The following is an 18,586-nucleotide window of genomic DNA, read 5'->3' as shown; positions in this document are numbered from 1 at the left end:
CCATGACCCCGACCCCACCCCCGTGCCAGCAGCTGCTGCTGCGCGCCGGCCACGTCATTTCCAAAACCGCCAGCGCATGGCAAATCGAACGGAGCAACCCATGACCCACATCCTGATCCCGCGCACGCCCTCCATGAACCTGCTGCGGCCCTTCATCGAGTGCCCCACATCCGAACTCGACCAGGCCTGGGCTGCGATGGTGCGCATCGCCGAGGTCCAGCACGCACGCACTGGCAGCCAGTGCCTGGCCCAGCCCGTGCTGTATGTCAGCCCTGGGCAGTTGGCCAACCACAGCAACCCCGAAGGCCCAGAGAGCGAGAAAGCTGGCCGCTACCTGCCTGCGCGCGTGACCCCGGCCGGCAAGTTCACGCAGCCGCTATACGCCGGGGAAGCTCCTGCCACAGTGGAGCCCCGGGCGCGCGATCTGCTGGGCATTGTGCGTACCGCTCAGGCCGAGGCCCGCCGCCTGATAAATGGCGAGGACTCAGGCAGCGACCTTGCCCAGACCAAGCTCGACTTGCCCGAGACGCTGCGAGTGCTGGAGCACGCGCTTTCGCAGCCTGCCGCTGTGGCGGGGCCGGCTCTGGATGTGACGCTGGACGAGGACCAGGCCGGCCTGCTGCGCGACATGCTGGGCGATCCTGCCGAATACGAGGAGGCCCTCACCGTGCGGCTGATTGTGTGCGACGGCCATAGGGGACACGGCCTGTATGTCGCCCAGGCTGAGTATCAGGACGAAGGCGCCGCGCTCCTGGCGCCTCTGCCCGCCCCGGCCGCGCCCACCGCGCCACAAGACTGGCGCATCGACACATCCACCGGGCGCGGCATCCTCGTTTACAAGAATTGCTCGGTCATCGAAGCCGAGCAAGCGCCGTATGTGCTGGGGTTGATTGCTGCGGATGCCGCTGCAGCTCACGCGCCCGCCCTGGAAGCGCCTGCAGCCCCTCTGCGCGAGGTCCTGACAGATGGGCAGATCACGGATGCGCTGTGGCGCACGCACCTCCGCTGGATGGAGCAATGCGGCATAGACACGGAGGGCATGATGCCCACCGGAACTTGGCTTGAGCACTGGCTGATCTACGCCCGCGCCGTAGAGCGCGCCGCGCTGGCAGCAGCGCCCCAGGCACCTGCTGCGCCCTCGGCCATGCTCATCGCCACGCGCGCAGCTCTTGCGGAGGCGGCCAAGCGACCAGGCGAACTCGTACCCCTGCCCGAGGGCTTCAAGGAAGAAATCCGGAAATTCAATCTCGGAGAGCCGAGCGTGATCACGGAAATGGTCCACAGCGCGGCGCGGTGCGACAGGCCGCCAGCCGGCTGGACCTGCACCCGTGCGCCTGGACACGACGGCCCCTGTGCGGCAGCACCTGCTGCGCCTGCAGTGGATGCAGAGCTGCTGGAGTTGGCGCAGGCCATCGTCAAATTCAACCGGGAGCACGGCAGCGTGCTTGCTGTGCATATCGACAACCTGGCCGAACTGGTGGACGAGCGCGCAGCCCAGGCCAAGGAAGGCGGTGCGTGATGGCGATGAACAAGAAAGAGCTGGCCGCGATGGCCGACCTGAAGCGCGAACTCGCAGAGGCCCGCGCTCTCCGCTTCACCCCGAAGGTTGTGCCGGACCTGCCCGCGCCCGCGCCGGCTTTGTCTGGTAAGACATCGGGCTGGGACTTCAGCGCCTATGGCAAGAACGTGCACCAAGCATGGTCCGAGTCCTATGCCCACGGCCATGGACCTGCCCGTAGTCAGAAACTGAGCGCATCCCAAGGCTCCAGGCCCCTCTACAGCACCAAGCTGCTTGCCTTCCGGGCAATGCGCAACGCGCTGGAGCAGCGGTTTGCGGGCGAACTCGCCCAGGTAGATGCATGGATCGAGCAGGAGGCCGCAGCCCAGGCAGCAGCCAAGGGGGACAACCATGGCTAAGAAAAAACTCCCGGCGCCACGATTGCAACTTCGCTGGATGCCGAGTTCTGCAGATCCAGTGCACCAATGGGAATGCCACTATGAACTGGTCATGCCACTACGGGGCGGAGATATTCGCGCCGAACGAATTGGCCGGCGTGGTGGCAAGTTGTCTTCTTTGAAGGAGTTGGCAATCCCAATGAAGCCCCCGACCCTGCGCGGCGGCCAATCTACGCCGTGCACCTGCCCGTTCAAAGGTACTCGCTTTTACGACGCGCCGTATCGGGATGGCGCTCATGCGCAGTGGGATGCGGCAGCGCTCGGCAACCTCCCGCTTTTCGTGATCGCGCCGGACGGGATGGCCTTTAGCCATGCCGATGACTTGAAAAGGCGGGCAGCAGCAGCCAAGGGGGCGTGAGCATGGGATACACCCTGAACCCGCGAAACAAGGCGGCAGGCGACTTCGACACCGGCGGATTCTCGTGGCCGTGGATGTTGGATGCCGGCGTTGGCCTGCCCTTGGGCTATGGCAAGGCCTTCGTGCCTGGACAGTACGTCGCGCGGAATCGCAAGGATGGACTGTGCGTTTCCACAAACGATGGCGCCCGGGTCTCGGCCTCCGAAGCGAAGCAGATGGCGCAGATCGCTCGCTGGGTGGCCGACCTGCAGGACAGCCTGTATGCCGAGTGGGAAAAGATGCCGGCCAGCGAACAGCAGCGCATGCGTGACGACCGCACCCGCCTTTACACCCTGCCCGTGCGCCGCGACTTCGTTGAGGAAACGCGCGCATTTGCTGACTGGGCCGAGAAGTCTGGAGGCTTCCGTGTCTGGTAACGAACCATCGCGCCCCACTGGGCACAAGGAGAGCACATGAAAGAGCACCCACCATTCGGCACGGCGCCGATCCGCTGCGGCCGCACGCGCTGCAGCTGGCGCGGCTACGAGACCGACCTGAAAAAGGTGCCCGGCACCATCGGCGGCTTGCGCTGCACCCGCAACGCCTGCCCGACCTGCGGCTGCGACAGCTACTCGTTCATGACGGCAGGCGAGATCGAGGCATGGGAACGGAAGCAGCGCGCCCAGGCGCAGCAGAAAGGATCGTCATGACCAAAGAAGACCTGAAGCGCCTACGCGAACTCGCCGAGGCCGCCGAAGGCAGTGGGCAGTGCGTTTGCGTCAACCCGCGCGACATGCTGGGCCTGCTGGATTCAATGACCACGATGGCGCGTGCGGTCCACGCGCTCCAAGTTATCAACCACGAACAGCGCAAGCTCCTCGATTCCACCATCTGCGGGCGCGGCCCCATAACCGAAGCCGAGTGGCTGCGCGTGTCCAGGGTGCTGGAGGGCGCTCAAGCTGTTGTCGGAGGATCACCATGAAGATGGCCAAGCCCAGCGAACGCGACATCGATGCGGCCGGGGAACTACTCTCCCTGATGAACGACCTCTCCTGCGGGTACTGCCCATGGGATGGCGACGAGGACGCCACCTACTTCGATCCCGATGACAGGGACCACCTGCGCCGACTCTACGATGCGATCGACCGCCTGCTGGATCGCGCGCCAGGCTTCACCAACCGGGTGATCGGCGGCATGTGCTACGTGATCTGCTGGGACCGCAACCAGATCCTGGACCCTGCAGACGATTGCCTGACTCTGCATCCTGACCTCCGCGCCGGCCTGCAGCTGCTGGAGCGACAGCGCGCGGACTTCCTCCCCAACCTGGAGAGCGAGGCCCGCGCGGCCGTGGCCAGCACCATCGAGACGGCTGCTGCACGGCACCTGGCCGAAATGCGTCTGTCCGCAGATGTGGCAGCTATCCAGCGCTCCCTGCCTCATCAGTGGTTCGGCGGCTGGGATTTGGCCTCTGGACCCGACACCACCGGCTATTGGCCGCGGCGATAGCACCACCGCAAACTCTCGTCACGCAGCCCCGCCCTTGAGCGGGGTTTCTCATTTCTGGGCCTGCAATGAACATCAACCTCAGCACCTTCAACGGCGTTCCGGTATTCCAGACTCCATATGCAGTGACCGTTCATGTGTCCTGGGAGTTGCGCCGGCACCCAATCGCCAAGCGCCGCCGACGCTGGGCCGCTGTGCGCGTGGAAAGCCGCTCGCCTGCTTGCTTCCGAACCCCGCAAGGACTGTTCATGCATCCGGCCGTGTTCGCTCGGCTACGCGAGCACTTCGGGGCGTACACGCTGCCATGACAACACCACGCAACTCCTGGGAGGCCGCTGACAAAGCCTACCTGACCCATCACTTCGCGTGCCCCCAGTGTTGCGCAGCTGGCGTCCTGCCTGGTCGGCAGGAACGTTGCCACGCTGGCCAGACGCTCTGGACTCAATACCTCAATGCCGGTACGCCGCCGCATTTCACTTGGATAAATCAACCCAGTGTGCGCGGAAAGAACCCGTTTTGAGCCCCAAATTCGGTGGATTACATGAAACACACAGTTACAGAACCTGGCGCCCCAGGAAATACCGTGCCATCCCAAGGCGCGGATTGGGTGCTTGCCACGAAATACAAGGAAATGACTGGCATCACGCCGATGACCATCCATAACCGCCGTCGCTCCGGCATTTGGCTGGATGGCACGCATTGCGGCGTCGTGGGCAGACACCTCTATGTAAACGTAAAGGAAGCAGATCAGTGGATAAAAAATCAGCTCCATCAACTCCGGCGGGCGTGACAGTCCGGGAAATGGCCACGGGCGCTCGAATTCAGATCGCGTTCTCGTGGCACGGGCAGCAATGTCGGGAGCTGCTGCCCCCTGGGCCGGTCAACAAGGGCAGCATCCAGTACGCAGCAAACCTGCGCGCTGAGATCCGGCGCAAAATTACAGATGGCACGTTTGTGTATGCCGAGTACTTCCCGGGTAGTTCGAAGGCCCGCGCGCCAGATCCACTTTCCTGCCTGATGGAAGAGATGTTGGTGAAGCAATTGGAGCTGTACCGCAGGCAGGTCGAGAACGGGAAGATGTCGCCAGCCACATTCCGTGGCTACGAAAAAAGCATCAGCGGGGAGCGCATGCGGCGATGGCATGGTCTCAAGCTCCATGAAGTCACGCCTTCCGCCCTCCGGGAGTGGATCAGCGGGATGGACTGCACCAGCAAGGCTATCCGGAACATGCTGATTCCCTTGCGCAGCGTGTTTGAAGATGCGCTGAACGACGGACTGATCGAGTTCAATCCCTTCGACCGGCTCGCGCTCACCAAGCTCATCCGCCAGACGAGCAAGGCAAGCGACTATGTGATCCAGCCCTTCACGCAGGCGGAGCGGGAGCAGATCCTGCTGGCGTGCAGAGACGATGAGCGGCCGATGATCCAGTTCTGGTTCAACACAGGTCTGAGGCCGGGCGAGTTGCAGGCCCTCGAATGGAGGCACATCGACTGGGAGAAAGCAACGGCCCGGATCGAGCAAAACCAAGTCGTGGGTGTGCTCAAGGCACCGAAAACGGCGGCAGGCATCCGCAGCGTGGACCTGAACTTCGAAGCCATGGAGGCGCTGCGAGCGCAGAAGGCATTCAGCATGCTCCGCGGCGCACGGGTGTGGCTCAACCCCCGGACGCTGGAGCCCTGGACAACTGATGCCCAGGTGCGCAAGACCGCATGGATGCCCATCATGCAGCGTTCCGGCATCCCATACCGGAACCCCTATCAGGTGCGGCATACCTACGCTTCTTCGATCCTGACCGCCGGCGCCAACCCGTGGTATGTCGCCCAGCAACTGGGCCACGAAGATGTGGAGATGGTCTTTCGCACCTACGGGAAGTTCATCCGCGAGGACTACCAGAAGCCCCGGGCCACGCTCCAGGCGGTGAACTGAGCCCGTGTGAATCCGGTGTGATTCCGGTGTGAATTTCAGGGCAACACAGGGCAACGAGCGGGCGAAAAAAAACGCCACACAGCGGGGTTTCCGTTGTGTGGCGTTGTCCTGGATGGTGGAGCTGGCGGGAATTGAACCCGCGTCCGCAAGCCTTCGCCGGGCAGATCTACATGTTTAGCGTTCTGTTTTGAGTCTCGCCTCCCAAGTCGCGCAGGCGCACGCTACCCGGGATGCCAGCTTCCTTGGATCTTGCCACGTACTAAGAAGCCCAGCACGCAGCCAGCTGATGTAAATTCCCTTGCAGCCGGGAGGTATTGCTACCCCCTTGCCCAGCCCATCAGCGTGCTGTTGCAAGGCTCACCGGATTTAAGCGGCGAGTGCGAAACGTTCGTCGTTTGCAGTTAGTTTTTTGAATGGAGATTTACGAGCGTCACTCAAGCTCGACATGCACCACACCGGTCCCGAACCCACGTCGAAACCAGGACAGCCCCAAGGCTCATATCTTAGCCTCTTTCCAGCAGTTTCAAGAGCTCCAGCGGAGAATAGATTTGCGCATCCGCCTGCCACTGCAGCGTATCGCCCGCTGCGCCAAGGTAGCCGTAGCAGGCCGCCACGGTCTTCATGCCTGCGGCCTTGCCTGCAACGATGTCGCGCTCATCATCACCCACATAGACAAAACACTGCGGGGGCAGGCCGATACGCGCGGCAGCTTCCAGCAACGGTGCTGGATGGGGCTTTGCGTGGGGCGTGGTATCACCGCTGACGATGGCACCAGCGCTCGCGAAAAGCGGCATCTGCTGCGTCAGCGGATCGGTGAAACGCATGGATTTGTTGGTGACCACTCCCCAGGGCATGGATGCCGCCTGGAGCTGTGCAATGAGCTCCGGGACACCATCGAACGCATAGGTGCGCTCGGTCATGCACTGCTCGTAGTTGCGGAAAAACTCCTCGCGCATCTCCGGAAACTCCGGCGAGTCAGGCGTGAGCCCGAAGCCCACGCCCAGCATCCCCCGTGCCCCGGCGCCCGCCATGGGCCGATACCGCTCATAGGGAAGCGACTGCAGGCCACGGTCAATGCGCATCCTGTCTGCGGCCGCACCCAGGTCGGGTGCACTGTCGATCAAGGTGCCGTCCAGGTCGAACAGAACAGCTCGGACTTCTTGCCACATGCGGCTCACCCTTCTGCCCGGCGCGTTGCCAGCATGTAGTTCACCGACGTGTCCGCGCTGAGCCAGTAGCGCCCGGTGATGGGGTTGTGCTGCAGACCCTTGCTGGCCTGCAGGTCAAGGCCAGCCTGACGGGCAAACATGGCGAGTTCGCTGGGCTGGATCAGCTTGGCGTACTCATGCGTCCCCTTGGGAATCATCTTGAGCAGGTACTCCGCCGCCACAATGGCCAGACCAAAGGCCTTGGCACTGCGGTTGATCGTGGAGAAGAACACCCAGCCCCCAGGCTTGACCAGCTCGGCGCAGGCCGCGACCACGGAAGCGGGATCGGGCACATGCTCGAGCATCTCCATGCAGGTCACCACGTCAAAGGAGCCAGGCTGCTCCTCGGCCAGACGTTCCACGCTGACTTCGTGGTAGTGGATGTTCGGAGTACCCGTTTCCAGCGCATGCAACTGGGCCACGCGCAACGCCTTGGTGGCCAGGTCGATGCCCACCACCTCTCTCGCCCCCTTGCGGGCCATGGAATCGGCGAGGATGCCGCCACCGCAGCCGACATCAAGGACCCTGCGGCCCTTCAAGGGAGCTTGCGCATCAATCCAGTCCAGGCGCAACGGATTGATCTGATGCAAAGGTTTGAACTCACTTTCCGGGTCCCACCAGCGATGGGCCAGGCTGGAGAATTTCTCCAGCTCCGCCGGGTCGGCATTGACGTTGATTGCGTTGCTCATGGCTCGATTGTCGGCGATTGCGACGACCGTTCGGCCATAAAAAAAGCCCCGTTGCCGGGGCTTTTGCGGGAAGCAATCGAAAGATTACTGAGCGGCGCGGGTGCCGACCACTTCGATTTCCACGCGACGGTTCTTTGCGCGGCCTTCCTTGGTCTTGTTGTCGGCGATGGGCTGCTTTTCGCCCTTGCCTTCAGTGTAGACGCGGTTCTTTTCGATGCCCTTGGACACCAGGTAAGCCTTCACAGCTTCAGCGCGGCGAACCGACAGCTTCTGGTTGTAGGCGTCAGAGCCAACGGAGTCGGTGTGACCGACGGCGATGACCACTTCCAGGTTGATGCCCTTGACCTTGGAGGCCAGGTCATCCAGCTTGGCCTTGCCTTCGGGCTTCAGAACCGACTTGTCGAAGTCGAAGAAAGCGTCAGCAGAGAAGGTCACCTTGGAAGCCACGGCCGGAGCGGGAGCCGGTGCCGGAGCGGGAGCTGCCGGAGCGGGCGTTGCGGCAGGAGCCACAGCGGCTGCCACAGGCTTCAGGGCACCGTCGCAGTCAGCTGCTGCAGTGGCGGGCGTCCAGTTGGCATCGCGCCAGCACAGTTCGTTCGTGCCGTTCTTCCACACCAGTTCGCTGGTGCCGTTTTGCCAGTTGTCGATGGTCTTGCCACCGTCAGCAGCCTTCACTTGTGCGCCAGCAGCCGTTGCGAGGGCGGCAGAGGCAAACAACATCGCCACTTTGTTCAGTTTCTTCATGGTTCTCCTCTTGGGGAAAAAGCCGCAGCAGGGCTGCGAATCTGTGGACGTTATCAGTGACCATCACCAAAAACGTTGAATTGATTGTGCCATACGTCACAAGCAGACGGACCGCCAAGCGGGCGCCAACAAGTAGGACAGCGGCGGAATTCCAGGGTTATGTTGCTCGGCTGCTACACGTCATTCGACCTAAAATGGGCCTTTTCCCGCCGTCAGAGTATCGCCACACATGACCCAGTTTGCTAAAGAAACCCTGCCCATCAGCCTCGAAGAGGAGATGCGTCGCAGCTATCTCGATTACGCAATGAGCGTGATCGTGGGCCGGGCGCTGCCCGATGCGCGAGATGGTCTCAAGCCTGTGCATCGGCGCGTGCTGTTCGCCATGCACGAGCTCAACAACGACTGGAACCGGCCGTACAAGAAGTCGGCGCGTATCGTCGGCGACGTGATCGGTAAGTACCACCCGCACGGAGACAGCGCGGTGTACGACACCATCGTGCGCATGGCACAGGACTTCTCGCTGCGCCACATGCTGGTCGACGGGCAGGGCAACTTCGGTTCGGTGGACGGGGACAGCGCGGCGGCGATGCGTTACACCGAAATCCGCCTGTCCAAGATCTCCCACGAGATGCTGGGCGACATCGACAAGGAGACGGTGGACTACGGCCCGAACTACGACGGCAGCGAGCGCGAGCCGCTGGTGCTGCCTGCACGGCTGCCCAACCTGCTGGTCAACGGTTCCTCGGGCATTGCCGTGGGCATGGCCACCAACATTCCTCCGCACAACCTCAACGAGGTGGTGGATGCCTGCCTGCACCTGCTGCAGACGCCTCAGGCCACCATCGACGAGCTGATGGAGATCATTCCCGCGCCTGACTTCCCCACGGCCGGCATCATCTATGGCATCAACGGTGTCAAGGAAGGCTACCGCACGGGTCGCGGACGCGTGGTGATGCGCGCCAAGTGCCACTTCGAGGACATCGATCGCGGCCAGCGCCAGGCCATCATCGTTGACGAGCTGCCCTACCAGGTCAACAAGAAGACGCTGCAGGAGCGCATGGCAGAGCTGGTGCACGAGAAGAAGATCGAAGGTATCAGCCACATCCAGGACGAGTCCGACAAGTCGGGCATGCGCCTGGTGATCGAGCTCAAGCGCGGCGAAGTGCCCGAGGTCGTGCTCAACAACCTGTACAAGCTGACCCAGCTGCAAGACACCTTCGGCATGAACATGGTGGCGCTGGTCGATGGCCAGCCCAAGCTGTGCAACCTGAAGGATCTGGTCGAGGTCTTCCTGCAGCACCGCCGCGAAGTGGTCACGCGCCGCACGGTGTATGAGCTGCGCAAGGCGCGCGAGCGTGGCCATGTGCTGGAAGGCCTGGCGGTCGCGCTGGCCAATATCGACGACTTCATCGCCATCATCCGCAACGCGCCGACGCCGCCTGTGGCCAAGGCCGAGCTGATGACGCGCAACTGGGACAGCAAGCTGGTGCGCGAGATGCTGACGCGCACCCGCACCGATGGCGGCGTGGTCAACGCCGACGACTACCGCCCCGACGGACTGGAGCGCGAATTCGGCATGCAGGCCGATGGCCTGTACCGCCTGTCCGAAACCCAGGCCCAGGAAATCCTGCAGATGCGCCTGCAGCGCCTGACCGGCCTGGAGCAGGACAAGATCGTCGCCGAGTACAAGGACGTGATGTCCGTCATCGAGGACCTGCTGGACATCCTGTCCAAGCCCGAGCGCGTGTCGGCCATCATTGGCGACGAGCTCAAGCAGATCAAGGCCGAGTTCGGCCAGAGCAAGGTCGGCGCCCGCCGCAGCACGGTCGAGTACAGCGCGCAGGACCTGTCCACCGAGGACCTGATCACGCCCACCGACATGGTGGTCACGCTCAGCCACACGGGCTACATCAAGAGCCAGCCGCTGTCCGAGTACCGCTCGCAAAAGCGCGGCGGACGCGGCAAGCAGGCCACGGCCACCAAGGAAGACGACTGGATCGACCAGCTGTTCATCGCCAACACGCACGACTACCTGCTGTGCTTCTCCAACCGCGGCCGCCTGTACTGGCTCAAGGTCTGGGAAGTGCCTGCAGGTTCGCGCGGCTCGCGTGGCCGCCCCATCGTCAACATGTTCCCGCTGCAGGATGGCGAGAAGATCAACGTGGTGCTGCCGCTGACGGGCGAGTACCGCAGCTTCCCGGCCGACCACTATGTGTTCATGTCCACCAGCATGGGCACCGTGAAGAAGACGGCGCTGGACGAGTTCTCCAACCCGCGCAAGGCCGGCATCATCGCCGTGGGCCTGGACGAGGGCGACTTCCTGATCGGCGCAGCCCTGACCGACGGCAAGCATGACGTGATGCTGTTCAGCGACGGCGGCAAGGCCGTGCGCTTCGACGAAAACGACGTGCGCCCCATGGGCCGCAACGCGCGTGGCGTCAAGGGCATGAACCTGGAAGAAGGCCAGAGCGTGATCGCCATGCTGGTGGCCGAGGACGAGTCGCAAAGCGTGCTCACGGCCACCGAGAACGGCTACGGCAAGCGCACCTCCATCGTGGAGTACACGCGCCATGGCCGCGGCACCAAGGGCATGATTGCCATCCAGCAGTCCGAGCGCAACGGCAAGGTCGTCGCCGCCACCCTGGTGCATGCCGATGACGAAATCATGCTGATCACCGACACTGGCGTGCTGGTGCGTACCCGGGTATCGGAAATCCGCGAACTGGGCCGCGCCACCCAGGGCGTGACGCTGATCTCCCTGGACGAAGGCGCCAAGCTCGGCGGCCTGCAGCGCATCGTTGAAAACGATGCCAACGAAGTCGAGGACGAGGCCACGGGCGAGGAGGCCACGGGCGGCGACGAAGCCGCTGCCGAAGGCACGGGCGAGCCCGCCTGATGACCCAGCCGCCGCTGGGGCTGCCTCCCGCACCGGGAGCGCAGCCCCAGCGGCGGCCCAGATTTTTGACAGTTGCAGGCACCGCCCGAACTGGCGCCTGCGCGTGACTTGACAGTGAACTCCATGAACCGCCCTTACAACTTCTCCGCCGGCCCCGCCGCCATTCCCGCCGAAGTGCTGCAGCAGGCAGCCGCCGAAATGCTCGACTGGCACGGGTCCGGCATGAGCGTGATGGAGATGAGCCACCGCGGCAAGGAGTTCATCTCCATCTATGAACAGGCCGAGGCCGACCTGCGCGAGCTGCTGGCCGTACCGCCCGAGTTCAAGATCCTGTTCATGCAAGGTGGCGGCCTGGCCGAGAACGCCATCGTTCCCCTGAACCTGTCGCGCGCAGGCACGGTGGACTTCGTGCTCAGCGGCAGCTGGAGCCAGAAGTCGGCCAAGGAAGCACGCAAGTACGTGGCCGACGCGCACATCGCGGCCAGCGGCGAGGAGGGCAAGTTCACCGCCCTGCCCGCCCCCGAGAGCTGGCAACTGAGCCGCGGCGCCAGCTACGTGCACATCTGCAGCAACGAAACCATCCATGGCGTGGAGTTCCAGGAGCTGCCCGACCTGAAGGCGCTGGGCTGCGATGCTCCGCTGGTGGTTGACTTCTCCTCGCACGTGGCCTCGCGCCCCGTCGATTGGAGCCGCGTGGGCCTGGCGTTCGGCGGCGCGCAGAAGAACCTGGGCCCGGCCGGCCTGACCCTGGTCATCGTGCGCGAGGATCTGCTGGGCCACGCCCTGCCGGCCTGCCCTTCGGCCTTCGACTACAAGACCGTGGCCGACAACCAGTCGATGTACAACACGCCGCCGACCTGGGGCATCTACATCGCGGGCCTCACATTCCAATGGATCAAGCGCCAGACCGAAGGCGGCCTGACCGGCGTGGCCGCCCTGGAGGCGCGCAACATCGCCAAGGCTGACCTGTTCTACCAGTACGTGGACCAGTCCTCGTTCTACGTGAACAAGGTCGCTGCCAATTGCCGCTCGCGCATGAACATCCCCTTCTTCCTGCGCGACGAATCGCGCAATGACGCCTTCCTGGCCGGAGCCCGGGAACGCGGCCTGCTGCAGCTCAAGGGCCACAAGTCCGTCGGCGGCATGCGTGCCAGCATCTACAACGCCATGCCCATCGCTGGCGTGCAGGCGCTGGTGGAGTACATGCGCGAATTCGAACAGCGCAACGCCTGACCGACCACACTCCCGCCCATGAGCACCACACCCCAAGCCTCTCCCGATCTGGCGCATCTGCGCGTGCAGATCGACGATATCGACCAGCAACTGCTGGACCTGCTGAACCGACGCGCCCGCGTGGCCGAGCAGGTCGGCGAGGTCAAGAAGCGTGAAGGCACGCCCTTCTTCCGCCCGGACCGCGTGGCCCAGGTCATCCAGAAGATCGAGTCCGCCAATCCCGGCCCGCTCAAGAACGGCCATGTCTCGGCCATCTGGCGCGAGATCATGTCGGCCTGCCTGGCGCTGGAGTCGCCCCAGCGCGTGGCCGTGCTGGGCCCGGCGGGCACGTTCTGCGAGGAAGCCGCCATCCAGTACTTCGGCGGCGCGGCCGATTTGATGTACTGCAACAGCTTCGACGAGGTGTTCCACGCCACGGCCGCAGGCAGCGCGCAGTACGGCGTGGTGGGCGTGGAGAACTCCAACGAAGGCGTGGTCACGCGCTCGCTGGACATGTTCCTGCACACGCCCTGCCACGTGGTGGGCGAGGTCAGCCTGCTGGTGCGCCACAACCTGCTTCGCAGCAGCAACACGACCGAAGGCATCGAAGTCGTGGCAGCCCATCCCCAGGCCCTGGCACAGTGCCAGGGCTGGCTGGCCAAGCACCTGCCGCATGCCGAGCGCCGCCCGGTGTCCAGCAATGCCGAAGGCGCCCGCCTGGCGGCGCTGCACCCCAACATCGCCGGCCTGGCCAGCGAACGCGCGGCCCAGCAATTCGGCCTGCATGTGGTGGCGCATGCCATCCAGGACGATGCCTACAACCGCACGCGCTTCGCCGTCATCTGCCTGCCGCACACGCTGGCCACGCCCTCGCCCAGCGGCCAGGATTGCACCAGCATCATCATCTCCGTGCCCAACCGCCCAGGTGCCGTGCATGACCTGCTGGTGCCGCTCAAGAGGCACGGCGTGTCGATGACGCGCTTCGAGTCGCGCCCCGCGCGCACCGGCCAGTGGGAGTACTACTTCTACATCGACCTCGAAGGCCACCCGGCAGAGCCCAACGTGGCCAGCGCGCTGGAAGAGTTGCGCGGCCTGTGCGCCTTCTACAAGGTGCTGGGCACCTACCCGGTATCCAAGTGATGCAGCCCTTTGAACAACTGGGCCTGATCGGCTGCGGCCTCATGGGCGGCTCGTTCGCCCTGGCGCTCAAGCAGGCAGGGCTGGTCAAGCGCGTCGTGGGCTACAGCAAGTCGCCTTCGACGACCGAACGCGCTCGCCAGATGGGCGTCATCGATGTGGAGGCCCCCTCCGCCCTGCTGGCCGCCGCCGGTGCCGACCTGGTGCTGCTGGCCGTGCCCGTGGCGGCAACCGAGGCCACGCTCAAGTCCATCAAGCACCTGGTCACGCCCGAGATGATGATCATGGACGTGGGCTCCACCAAGGTCGATGTGGTGCATGCCGCCCGCTCGGCCCTGCGCGACCAGCTCGGCTCTTTCGTCCCGGCCCACCCCATTGCAGGCAAGGAAGTCTCGGGCGTCGAGCACTCCGACCCCCAGCTGTACAAGGGCGCACAGGTCATCCTGACGCCCACCGAACGCACGCTGACCGACCACCTGCAAAAGGCCCGCTCCCTGTGGGAACTGCTGGGCTGCCGCGTGCGCGCCATGTCGCCTGAAGCCCACGACAGCGCCTTTGCCACGGTCAGCCACCTGCCGCATCTGCTGGCCTTCGCCATGATGCAAAGCGTGATCACCCAGCCCGACTCCGACGACGTGCTGTCCCTGGCCGGCCCCGGCTTCCGCGACTTCACGCGCATTGCCGCAGGCGATCCCAAGATGTGGCGTGATGTGCTGCTGGCCAACAGCGAGCAGGTTCTGGCACAGTCGCGCCAGTTCCAGCAGGCGCTGCAGCAACTCGAATCCCTGATCCAGGCCGGTGACGGACAAGGTCTTGAAGACCGCCTGACCCTGGCCAGCGCCGCGCGCGCCCATTGGCGCATGGGCGCTCCGCGCCGCTGACGCGCAACGCAGGGCAAGCGCCAGACGCAAGCCCGGCGCACCCAAAGCGCTCCTGTGCATTGCGGCCGGCGCGGCCGCAATGCCTCCCGACAGCCTGTTTGCATCCGAATTGCCATGTTCAGTACCGCCTTCCTCGATATCCCCCCTCTTTCCCGCGCGCAGGGCACGGTGAGCCTGCCGGGCTCCAAGAGCATCTCGAACCGCGTGCTGCTGCTCGCGGCACTGAGCCAGGGCACGACCGTGGTCCACGACCTGCTCGACTCGGACGACACGCGCGTCATGCTCCGGGCCCTGCAGCAACTGGGCTGCACGGTGGAGCCTGCGACCATCACCCTCGGCCAGCCCGTGCGCATCACCGGCCTGGGCGGCGTCCTGCCCTCCGGCGCCAGTGCCGAACTGTTCATGGGCAACGCCGGCACGGCCATGCGGCCGCTGACGGCAGCCCTGTCCGTGCTGGGCGGCGACTTCAAGCTCAGCGGCGTGCCGCGCATGCATGAGCGCCCCATCGGCGATCTGGTCGATGCGCTGCGCCAGCTCGGCTGCCGCATCGACTATCTGGGCAACGAGGGCTTTCCTCCGCTGCACATCCGCCAGCCCGATTTCTCGCAGTTGCCGCACAGCCCCATCCAGGTGCGTGGCGATGTCTCCAGCCAGTTCCTGACCTCGCTGCTGATGGCGCTGCCGCTGCTGGCCAACACGCGCGACATCACCATCGAAGTCGTGGGCGAGCTGATCTCCAAGCCCTACATCCACATCACGCTGGAATTGCTGGCCCGCTTCGGCATTGCCGTGCACAACGAGAACTGGCAGCGCTTCACCATCCCGGCCGGCAGCCGCTACAGCTCGCCCGGCGAGATCCATGTCGAGGCAGACGCCTCTTCGGCCAGCTACTTCATCGCACTGGGCGCCATCGCCTCGGACAGCGCCGAAGGCATCCGCATCCTCGGTGTGGGACTGGACTCCATCCAGGGCGATATCCGCTTTGTCGAGGCCGCGCGCGCCATGGGCGCCGAGGTGGAAGGCGGCCCCAACTGGCTGCGCATCCGCCGTGGCGCATGGCCGCTCAAGGCCATCGACCTGGACTGCAACCACATCCCCGATGCCGCCATGACGCTGGCCGTCATGGCCCTGTATGCCGATGGCACGACCACGCTGCGCAATATCGCAAGCTGGCGTGTCAAGGAAACCGACCGCATCGCGGCCATGACCAAGGAACTGCGCAAGCTGGGCGCCGATGTCGAGGAGGGTGCGGACTACATCCGCATCACGCCGCCCGCGTCCACCGCCGCATGGCGTGCGGCCAGCATCCACACCTATGACGACCACCGCGTGGCCATGTGCTTCTCGCTGGCGGCCTTCAATCCGGCCGCCCTGCCCGTGCGCATCGAAGACCCCAAGTGCGTTGCCAAGACCTTCCCCGACTACTTCGAGGCCCTGTTCTCGGTCTGCGAGACGGCCCGCGCGCGCATTCCCGTGATCTGCATTGATGGCCCCACGGCCTCGGGCAAGGGCACGATTGCCGCCGAGGTCGCCCAGGCTCTTGGCTACCACCTGCTGGACTCGGGCGCGCTGTACCGGCTCACGGGGCTGGCCGCATCGCGCGCCGGCCTGGTGCTGGACGAACCGCATGCCCAGCAGATCGCCGTGCTGGCGCGCGAGCTGCCCGTGCGCTTTGACGCCGAGCAGCGCATCTGGCTGGGTGACGAGGATGTCACCCTCATCCTGCGCAGCGAGGAGTCGGGCATGAACGCCTCGCGCGTCTCGGCCCTGCCTGCCGTGCGCGACGCGCTGGTGGACCTGCAGCTGTCCTTCCAGCAGCTTCCGGGGCTGGTTGCCGACGGCCGCGACATGGGCACGGTGATCTTTCCCCATGCTCCCCTCAAGGTCTATTTGTCGGCCTCCGCCGCCTGTCGCGCCGAGCGCCGGCATAAGCAGTTGATTTCCAAAGGAATTGCCGCTAACATAAGCGCCCTTCGGGCTGACCTTGAAGCACGCGATGCGCGGGACATGAACCGCAGCGTCGCACCGCTCAAGCCCGCCCAGGATTCCATGCTGCTTGACAGCTCCGAGCTCTCCATCGAAGAGGTGGCAGAGCAGGTGCTTTCGTGGTGGCAGGAACGCCAGCCGTTCGGCCGCGACTGATTGCCAGTTGCGCCGCACGTCGGCAAACCCGCCCTCCGGGCCCAGACATGGCGGCACCGCCCCATGTACGGCCCGAGGTCCATAGACTCCAACACCGTGGTTGAACCCACAACACCTCCGCAAACAGTCCTAGAAACGCCTGGCAATAGTGCCGGCGGAAACCTGTTTGCGGGCAAGGAAATACATGTCTGAATCTTTTGCCTCCCTGTTTGAAGAATCGCTGCAACGCACGGAAATGCGTCCTGGCGAGGTCATCACCGCTGAAGTCGTGCGCGTCGAGCACAACTTCGTCGTCGTGAACGCTGGCCTGAAGTCGGAAGCCTACGTGCCAATCGACGAATTCAAGAACGACCAGGGAGAAATCGAAGTCCAGGTGGGCGACTTTGTGTCGGTCGCCATCGGCTCGATCGAAAACGGCTACGGCGACACCATCCTGTCGCGCGACACCGCCAAGCGCCTGGCCTCGTGGCTGGCTCTGGAAAAGGCCCTGGAATCGGGCGAATTCGTGACCGGCACGACCTCCGGCAAGGTCAAGGGCGGCCTGACGGTGCTGGTCAACGGCATCCGCGCCTTCCTGCCCGGTTCGCTGATCGACACCCGTCCGATCAAGGACCTGACTCCGTACGAAAACAAGACGATGGAGTTCAAGGTCATCAAGCTGGACCGCAAGCGCAACAACGTGGTGCTGAGCCGCCGCGCCGTGGTCGAAGCCTCGATGGGCGAAGAGCGCGCCAAGCTGATGGAAACGCTGAAGGAAGGCGCCATCGTTCAAGGCGTGGTCAAGAACATCACCGAATACGGTGCGTTCGTGGACCTGGGCGGCATCGACGGCCTGCTGCACATCACCGACATGGCATGGCGCCGCGTACGTCATCCCTCGGAAGTCGTGCAGGCTGGCCAGGAAATCACCGCCAAGATCCTCAAGTTCGACACCGAGAAGAACCGTGTCTCGCTGGGTCTGAAGCAAATGGGCGACGACCCGTGGATGGGCGTTTCGCGCCGCTACCCCTCGAGCACCCGCCTGTTCGGCAAGGTCACGAACATTGCCGACTACGGCGCGTTCGTCGAGCTGGAACCCGGCATCGAAGGCCTGGTGCACGTCTCCGAAATGGACTGGACCAACAAGAACATTGCTCCGACCAAGCTCGTTACCCTGGGTGACGAAGTCGAAGTCATGGTGCTGGAGATCGACGAAGACAAGCGTCGCATCTCGCTGGGCATGAAGCAGTGCAAGGCCAACCCCTGGCAAGAGTTCGCTCAGAACACCAAGCGCGGCGACCGCGTCAAGGGCCCGATCAAGTCGATCACCGACTTCGGCGTGTTCGTGGGTCTGGCTGCCGGTATCGACGGCCTGGTGCACCTGTCCGACCTGTCCTGGAACGAGCCCGGCGAAGCTGCCGTGCGCAACTACAAGAAGGGCCAGGAAGTCGAAGCCATCGTGCTGGCCGTGGACGTCGAGCGCGAGCGCATCTCCCTGGGCATCAAGCAGCTGGACAGCGATCCCTTCACGACCTTCGTGACCGTGAACGACAAGGGCCAGATCGTGTCGGGCAAGGTCAAGACGGTGGACGCACGTGGTGCTGAAATCGACCTGGGCGAAGACATCATCGGTTACCTGCGTGCTTCGGAAATCGCCGTGGACCGCGTGGAAGATGCCCGCTCGGTGCTGAAGGAAGGCGACGAGATCACCGCCGTGGTGGTCAATGTGGATCGCAAGACCCGCAACATCCAGCTGTCGATCAAGGCCAAGGACCAGGTCGACCAGCAAGAAGCCATGGCTTCCCTGTCCGCTCAGTCGGCCAAGGAAAACGCCGGCACGACCAGCCTGGGCGCCCTGCTGCGCGCCAAGCTGGACAACTCCGACAAGTAATCAGCAGCCAGTCTGCTGACCGCTGAAGGTCGGATGCGACGGGGGCCCCCCGGGGCCCCGGGGCCATTTAAACCCCGGTTGCGAT

The 18,586-nt window shown here is 64.2% G+C and carries 18 protein-coding genes and 1 other RNA gene; 15 read left to right on the top strand and 4 right to left on the bottom strand.

What is annotated here, in order from left to right; translation table 11 throughout:
• The first annotated feature begins 100 nt into the window (after window positions 1-100).
• From IAE24_RS29145 to IAE24_RS29100, 9 genes are all read left to right on the top strand, one after another.
• On the top strand, window positions 101-1,519 hold the full coding sequence (locus IAE24_RS29145) for a hypothetical protein (protein ID WP_200016412.1): 1,419 nt from the start codon (window positions 101-103) through the stop codon (window positions 1,517-1,519).
• Window positions 1,519-1,917: a hypothetical protein gene (locus IAE24_RS29140; protein ID WP_199961217.1), complete on the top strand. Its 399-nt coding sequence runs from the start codon at window positions 1,519-1,521 to the stop codon at window positions 1,915-1,917. Before IAE24_RS29145 ends, IAE24_RS29140 begins: the two co-directional genes overlap by 1 nt.
• Window positions 1,910-2,314, top strand: coding sequence for a hypothetical protein (locus IAE24_RS29135; RefSeq protein WP_199961218.1), 405 nt, complete (start codon window positions 1,910-1,912; stop codon window positions 2,312-2,314). Before IAE24_RS29140 ends, IAE24_RS29135 begins: the two co-directional genes overlap by 8 nt.
• Window positions 2,315-2,316: 2 nt before the next feature.
• Window positions 2,317-2,730, top strand: a complete 414-nt coding sequence (locus tag IAE24_RS29130) for a hypothetical protein (protein ID WP_199961219.1) — start codon at window positions 2,317-2,319, stop codon at window positions 2,728-2,730.
• A 36-nt stretch (window positions 2,731-2,766) separates the two neighbouring features.
• The gene (locus IAE24_RS29125) at window positions 2,767-3,003 is read left to right on the top strand and encodes a hypothetical protein (RefSeq protein ID WP_199961220.1); all 237 of its coding nucleotides are present in this window, start codon (window positions 2,767-2,769) and stop codon (window positions 3,001-3,003) included.
• Window positions 3,000-3,275, top strand: coding sequence for a hypothetical protein (locus tag IAE24_RS29120; RefSeq protein WP_199961221.1), 276 nt, complete (start codon window positions 3,000-3,002; stop codon window positions 3,273-3,275). Before IAE24_RS29125 ends, IAE24_RS29120 begins: the two co-directional genes overlap by 4 nt.
• Window positions 3,272-3,799 carry a hypothetical protein gene (locus tag IAE24_RS29115; RefSeq protein ID WP_199961222.1) on the top strand — a complete coding sequence of 176 codons (528 nt, stop codon included), beginning with the start codon at window positions 3,272-3,274 and terminating at the stop codon, window positions 3,797-3,799. Before IAE24_RS29120 ends, IAE24_RS29115 begins: the two co-directional genes overlap by 4 nt.
• 538 nt (window positions 3,800-4,337) lie before the next feature.
• Entirely contained in the window at window positions 4,338-4,586 is a 249-nt protein-coding gene (locus IAE24_RS29105; protein WP_199961224.1) for an excisionase, read from the top strand.
• Between the two features lie 11 nt (window positions 4,587-4,597).
• Entirely contained in the window at window positions 4,598-5,722 is a 1,125-nt protein-coding gene (locus IAE24_RS29100; protein ID WP_233626259.1) for a site-specific integrase, read from the top strand.
• Between the two features lie 113 nt (window positions 5,723-5,835).
• On the opposite strand, the gene ssrA is transcribed toward IAE24_RS29100, so the two are convergent.
• From ssrA to ompA, 4 genes are all read right to left on the bottom strand, one after another.
• Window positions 5,836-6,213, bottom strand: a transfer-messenger RNA (tmRNA) gene (gene ssrA, locus IAE24_RS29095).
• Between the two features lie 12 nt (window positions 6,214-6,225).
• The gene (locus tag IAE24_RS29090; protein WP_013801633.1) at window positions 6,226-6,891 is read right to left on the bottom strand and encodes an HAD family hydrolase; all 666 of its coding nucleotides are present in this window, start codon (window positions 6,889-6,891) and stop codon (window positions 6,226-6,228) included.
• A 5-nt stretch (window positions 6,892-6,896) separates the two neighbouring features.
• Window positions 6,897-7,619 (bottom strand): bifunctional 2-polyprenyl-6-hydroxyphenol methylase/3-demethylubiquinol 3-O-methyltransferase UbiG, encoded by a 723-nt coding sequence (ubiG, locus tag IAE24_RS29085; RefSeq protein WP_012206516.1) that lies wholly within the window; start codon window positions 7,617-7,619, stop codon window positions 6,897-6,899.
• Window positions 7,620-7,703: 84 nt separating this feature from the next.
• Window positions 7,704-8,363: an outer membrane protein OmpA gene (gene ompA / locus IAE24_RS29080; RefSeq protein ID WP_012206517.1), complete on the bottom strand. Its 660-nt coding sequence runs from the start codon at window positions 8,361-8,363 to the stop codon at window positions 7,704-7,706.
• Window positions 8,364-8,592: 229 nt separating this feature from the next.
• Here ompA and gyrA point away from each other — a divergent pair, with 229 nt between their 5' ends.
• The 6 genes from gyrA to rpsA all read left to right on the top strand — a co-directional run bounded on the left by gyrA (window position 8,593) and on the right by rpsA (window position 18,501).
• Window positions 8,593-11,259 (top strand): DNA gyrase subunit A, encoded by a 2,667-nt coding sequence (gyrA, locus tag IAE24_RS29075; RefSeq protein ID WP_034395021.1) that lies wholly within the window; start codon window positions 8,593-8,595, stop codon window positions 11,257-11,259.
• A gap of 123 nt (window positions 11,260-11,382) precedes the next feature.
• Window positions 11,383-12,492, top strand: a complete 1,110-nt coding sequence (gene serC, locus IAE24_RS29070; protein ID WP_063325831.1) for a 3-phosphoserine/phosphohydroxythreonine transaminase — start codon at window positions 11,383-11,385, stop codon at window positions 12,490-12,492.
• A gap of 18 nt (window positions 12,493-12,510) precedes the next feature.
• The gene (gene pheA / locus IAE24_RS29065) at window positions 12,511-13,611 is read left to right on the top strand and encodes a prephenate dehydratase (protein WP_199961226.1); all 1,101 of its coding nucleotides are present in this window, start codon (window positions 12,511-12,513) and stop codon (window positions 13,609-13,611) included.
• The gene (locus tag IAE24_RS29060; RefSeq protein ID WP_012206521.1) at window positions 13,611-14,489 is read left to right on the top strand and encodes a prephenate dehydrogenase; all 879 of its coding nucleotides are present in this window, start codon (window positions 13,611-13,613) and stop codon (window positions 14,487-14,489) included. The genes pheA and IAE24_RS29060 overlap by 1 nt, the downstream gene beginning before the upstream one ends.
• 114 nt (window positions 14,490-14,603) lie before the next feature.
• Window positions 14,604-16,631: a bifunctional 3-phosphoshikimate 1-carboxyvinyltransferase/cytidylate kinase gene (locus IAE24_RS29055; protein WP_013801627.1), complete on the top strand. Its 2,028-nt coding sequence runs from the start codon at window positions 14,604-14,606 to the stop codon at window positions 16,629-16,631.
• Window positions 16,632-16,797: 166 nt separating this feature from the next.
• Window positions 16,798-18,501: a 30S ribosomal protein S1 gene (gene rpsA / locus IAE24_RS29050; RefSeq protein WP_288124655.1), complete on the top strand. Its 1,704-nt coding sequence runs from the start codon at window positions 16,798-16,800 to the stop codon at window positions 18,499-18,501.
• Window positions 18,502-18,586: the final 85 nt, after the last annotated feature.

Origin of the sequence: Delftia sp. S65 (genome assembly GCF_016516495.1) — a bacterium.
GTDB classification, from domain to species: Bacteria; Pseudomonadota; Gammaproteobacteria; order Burkholderiales; family Burkholderiaceae_C; genus Comamonas; species Comamonas acidovorans.
This window is presented reverse-complemented; position numbering and strand designations above follow the sequence as displayed.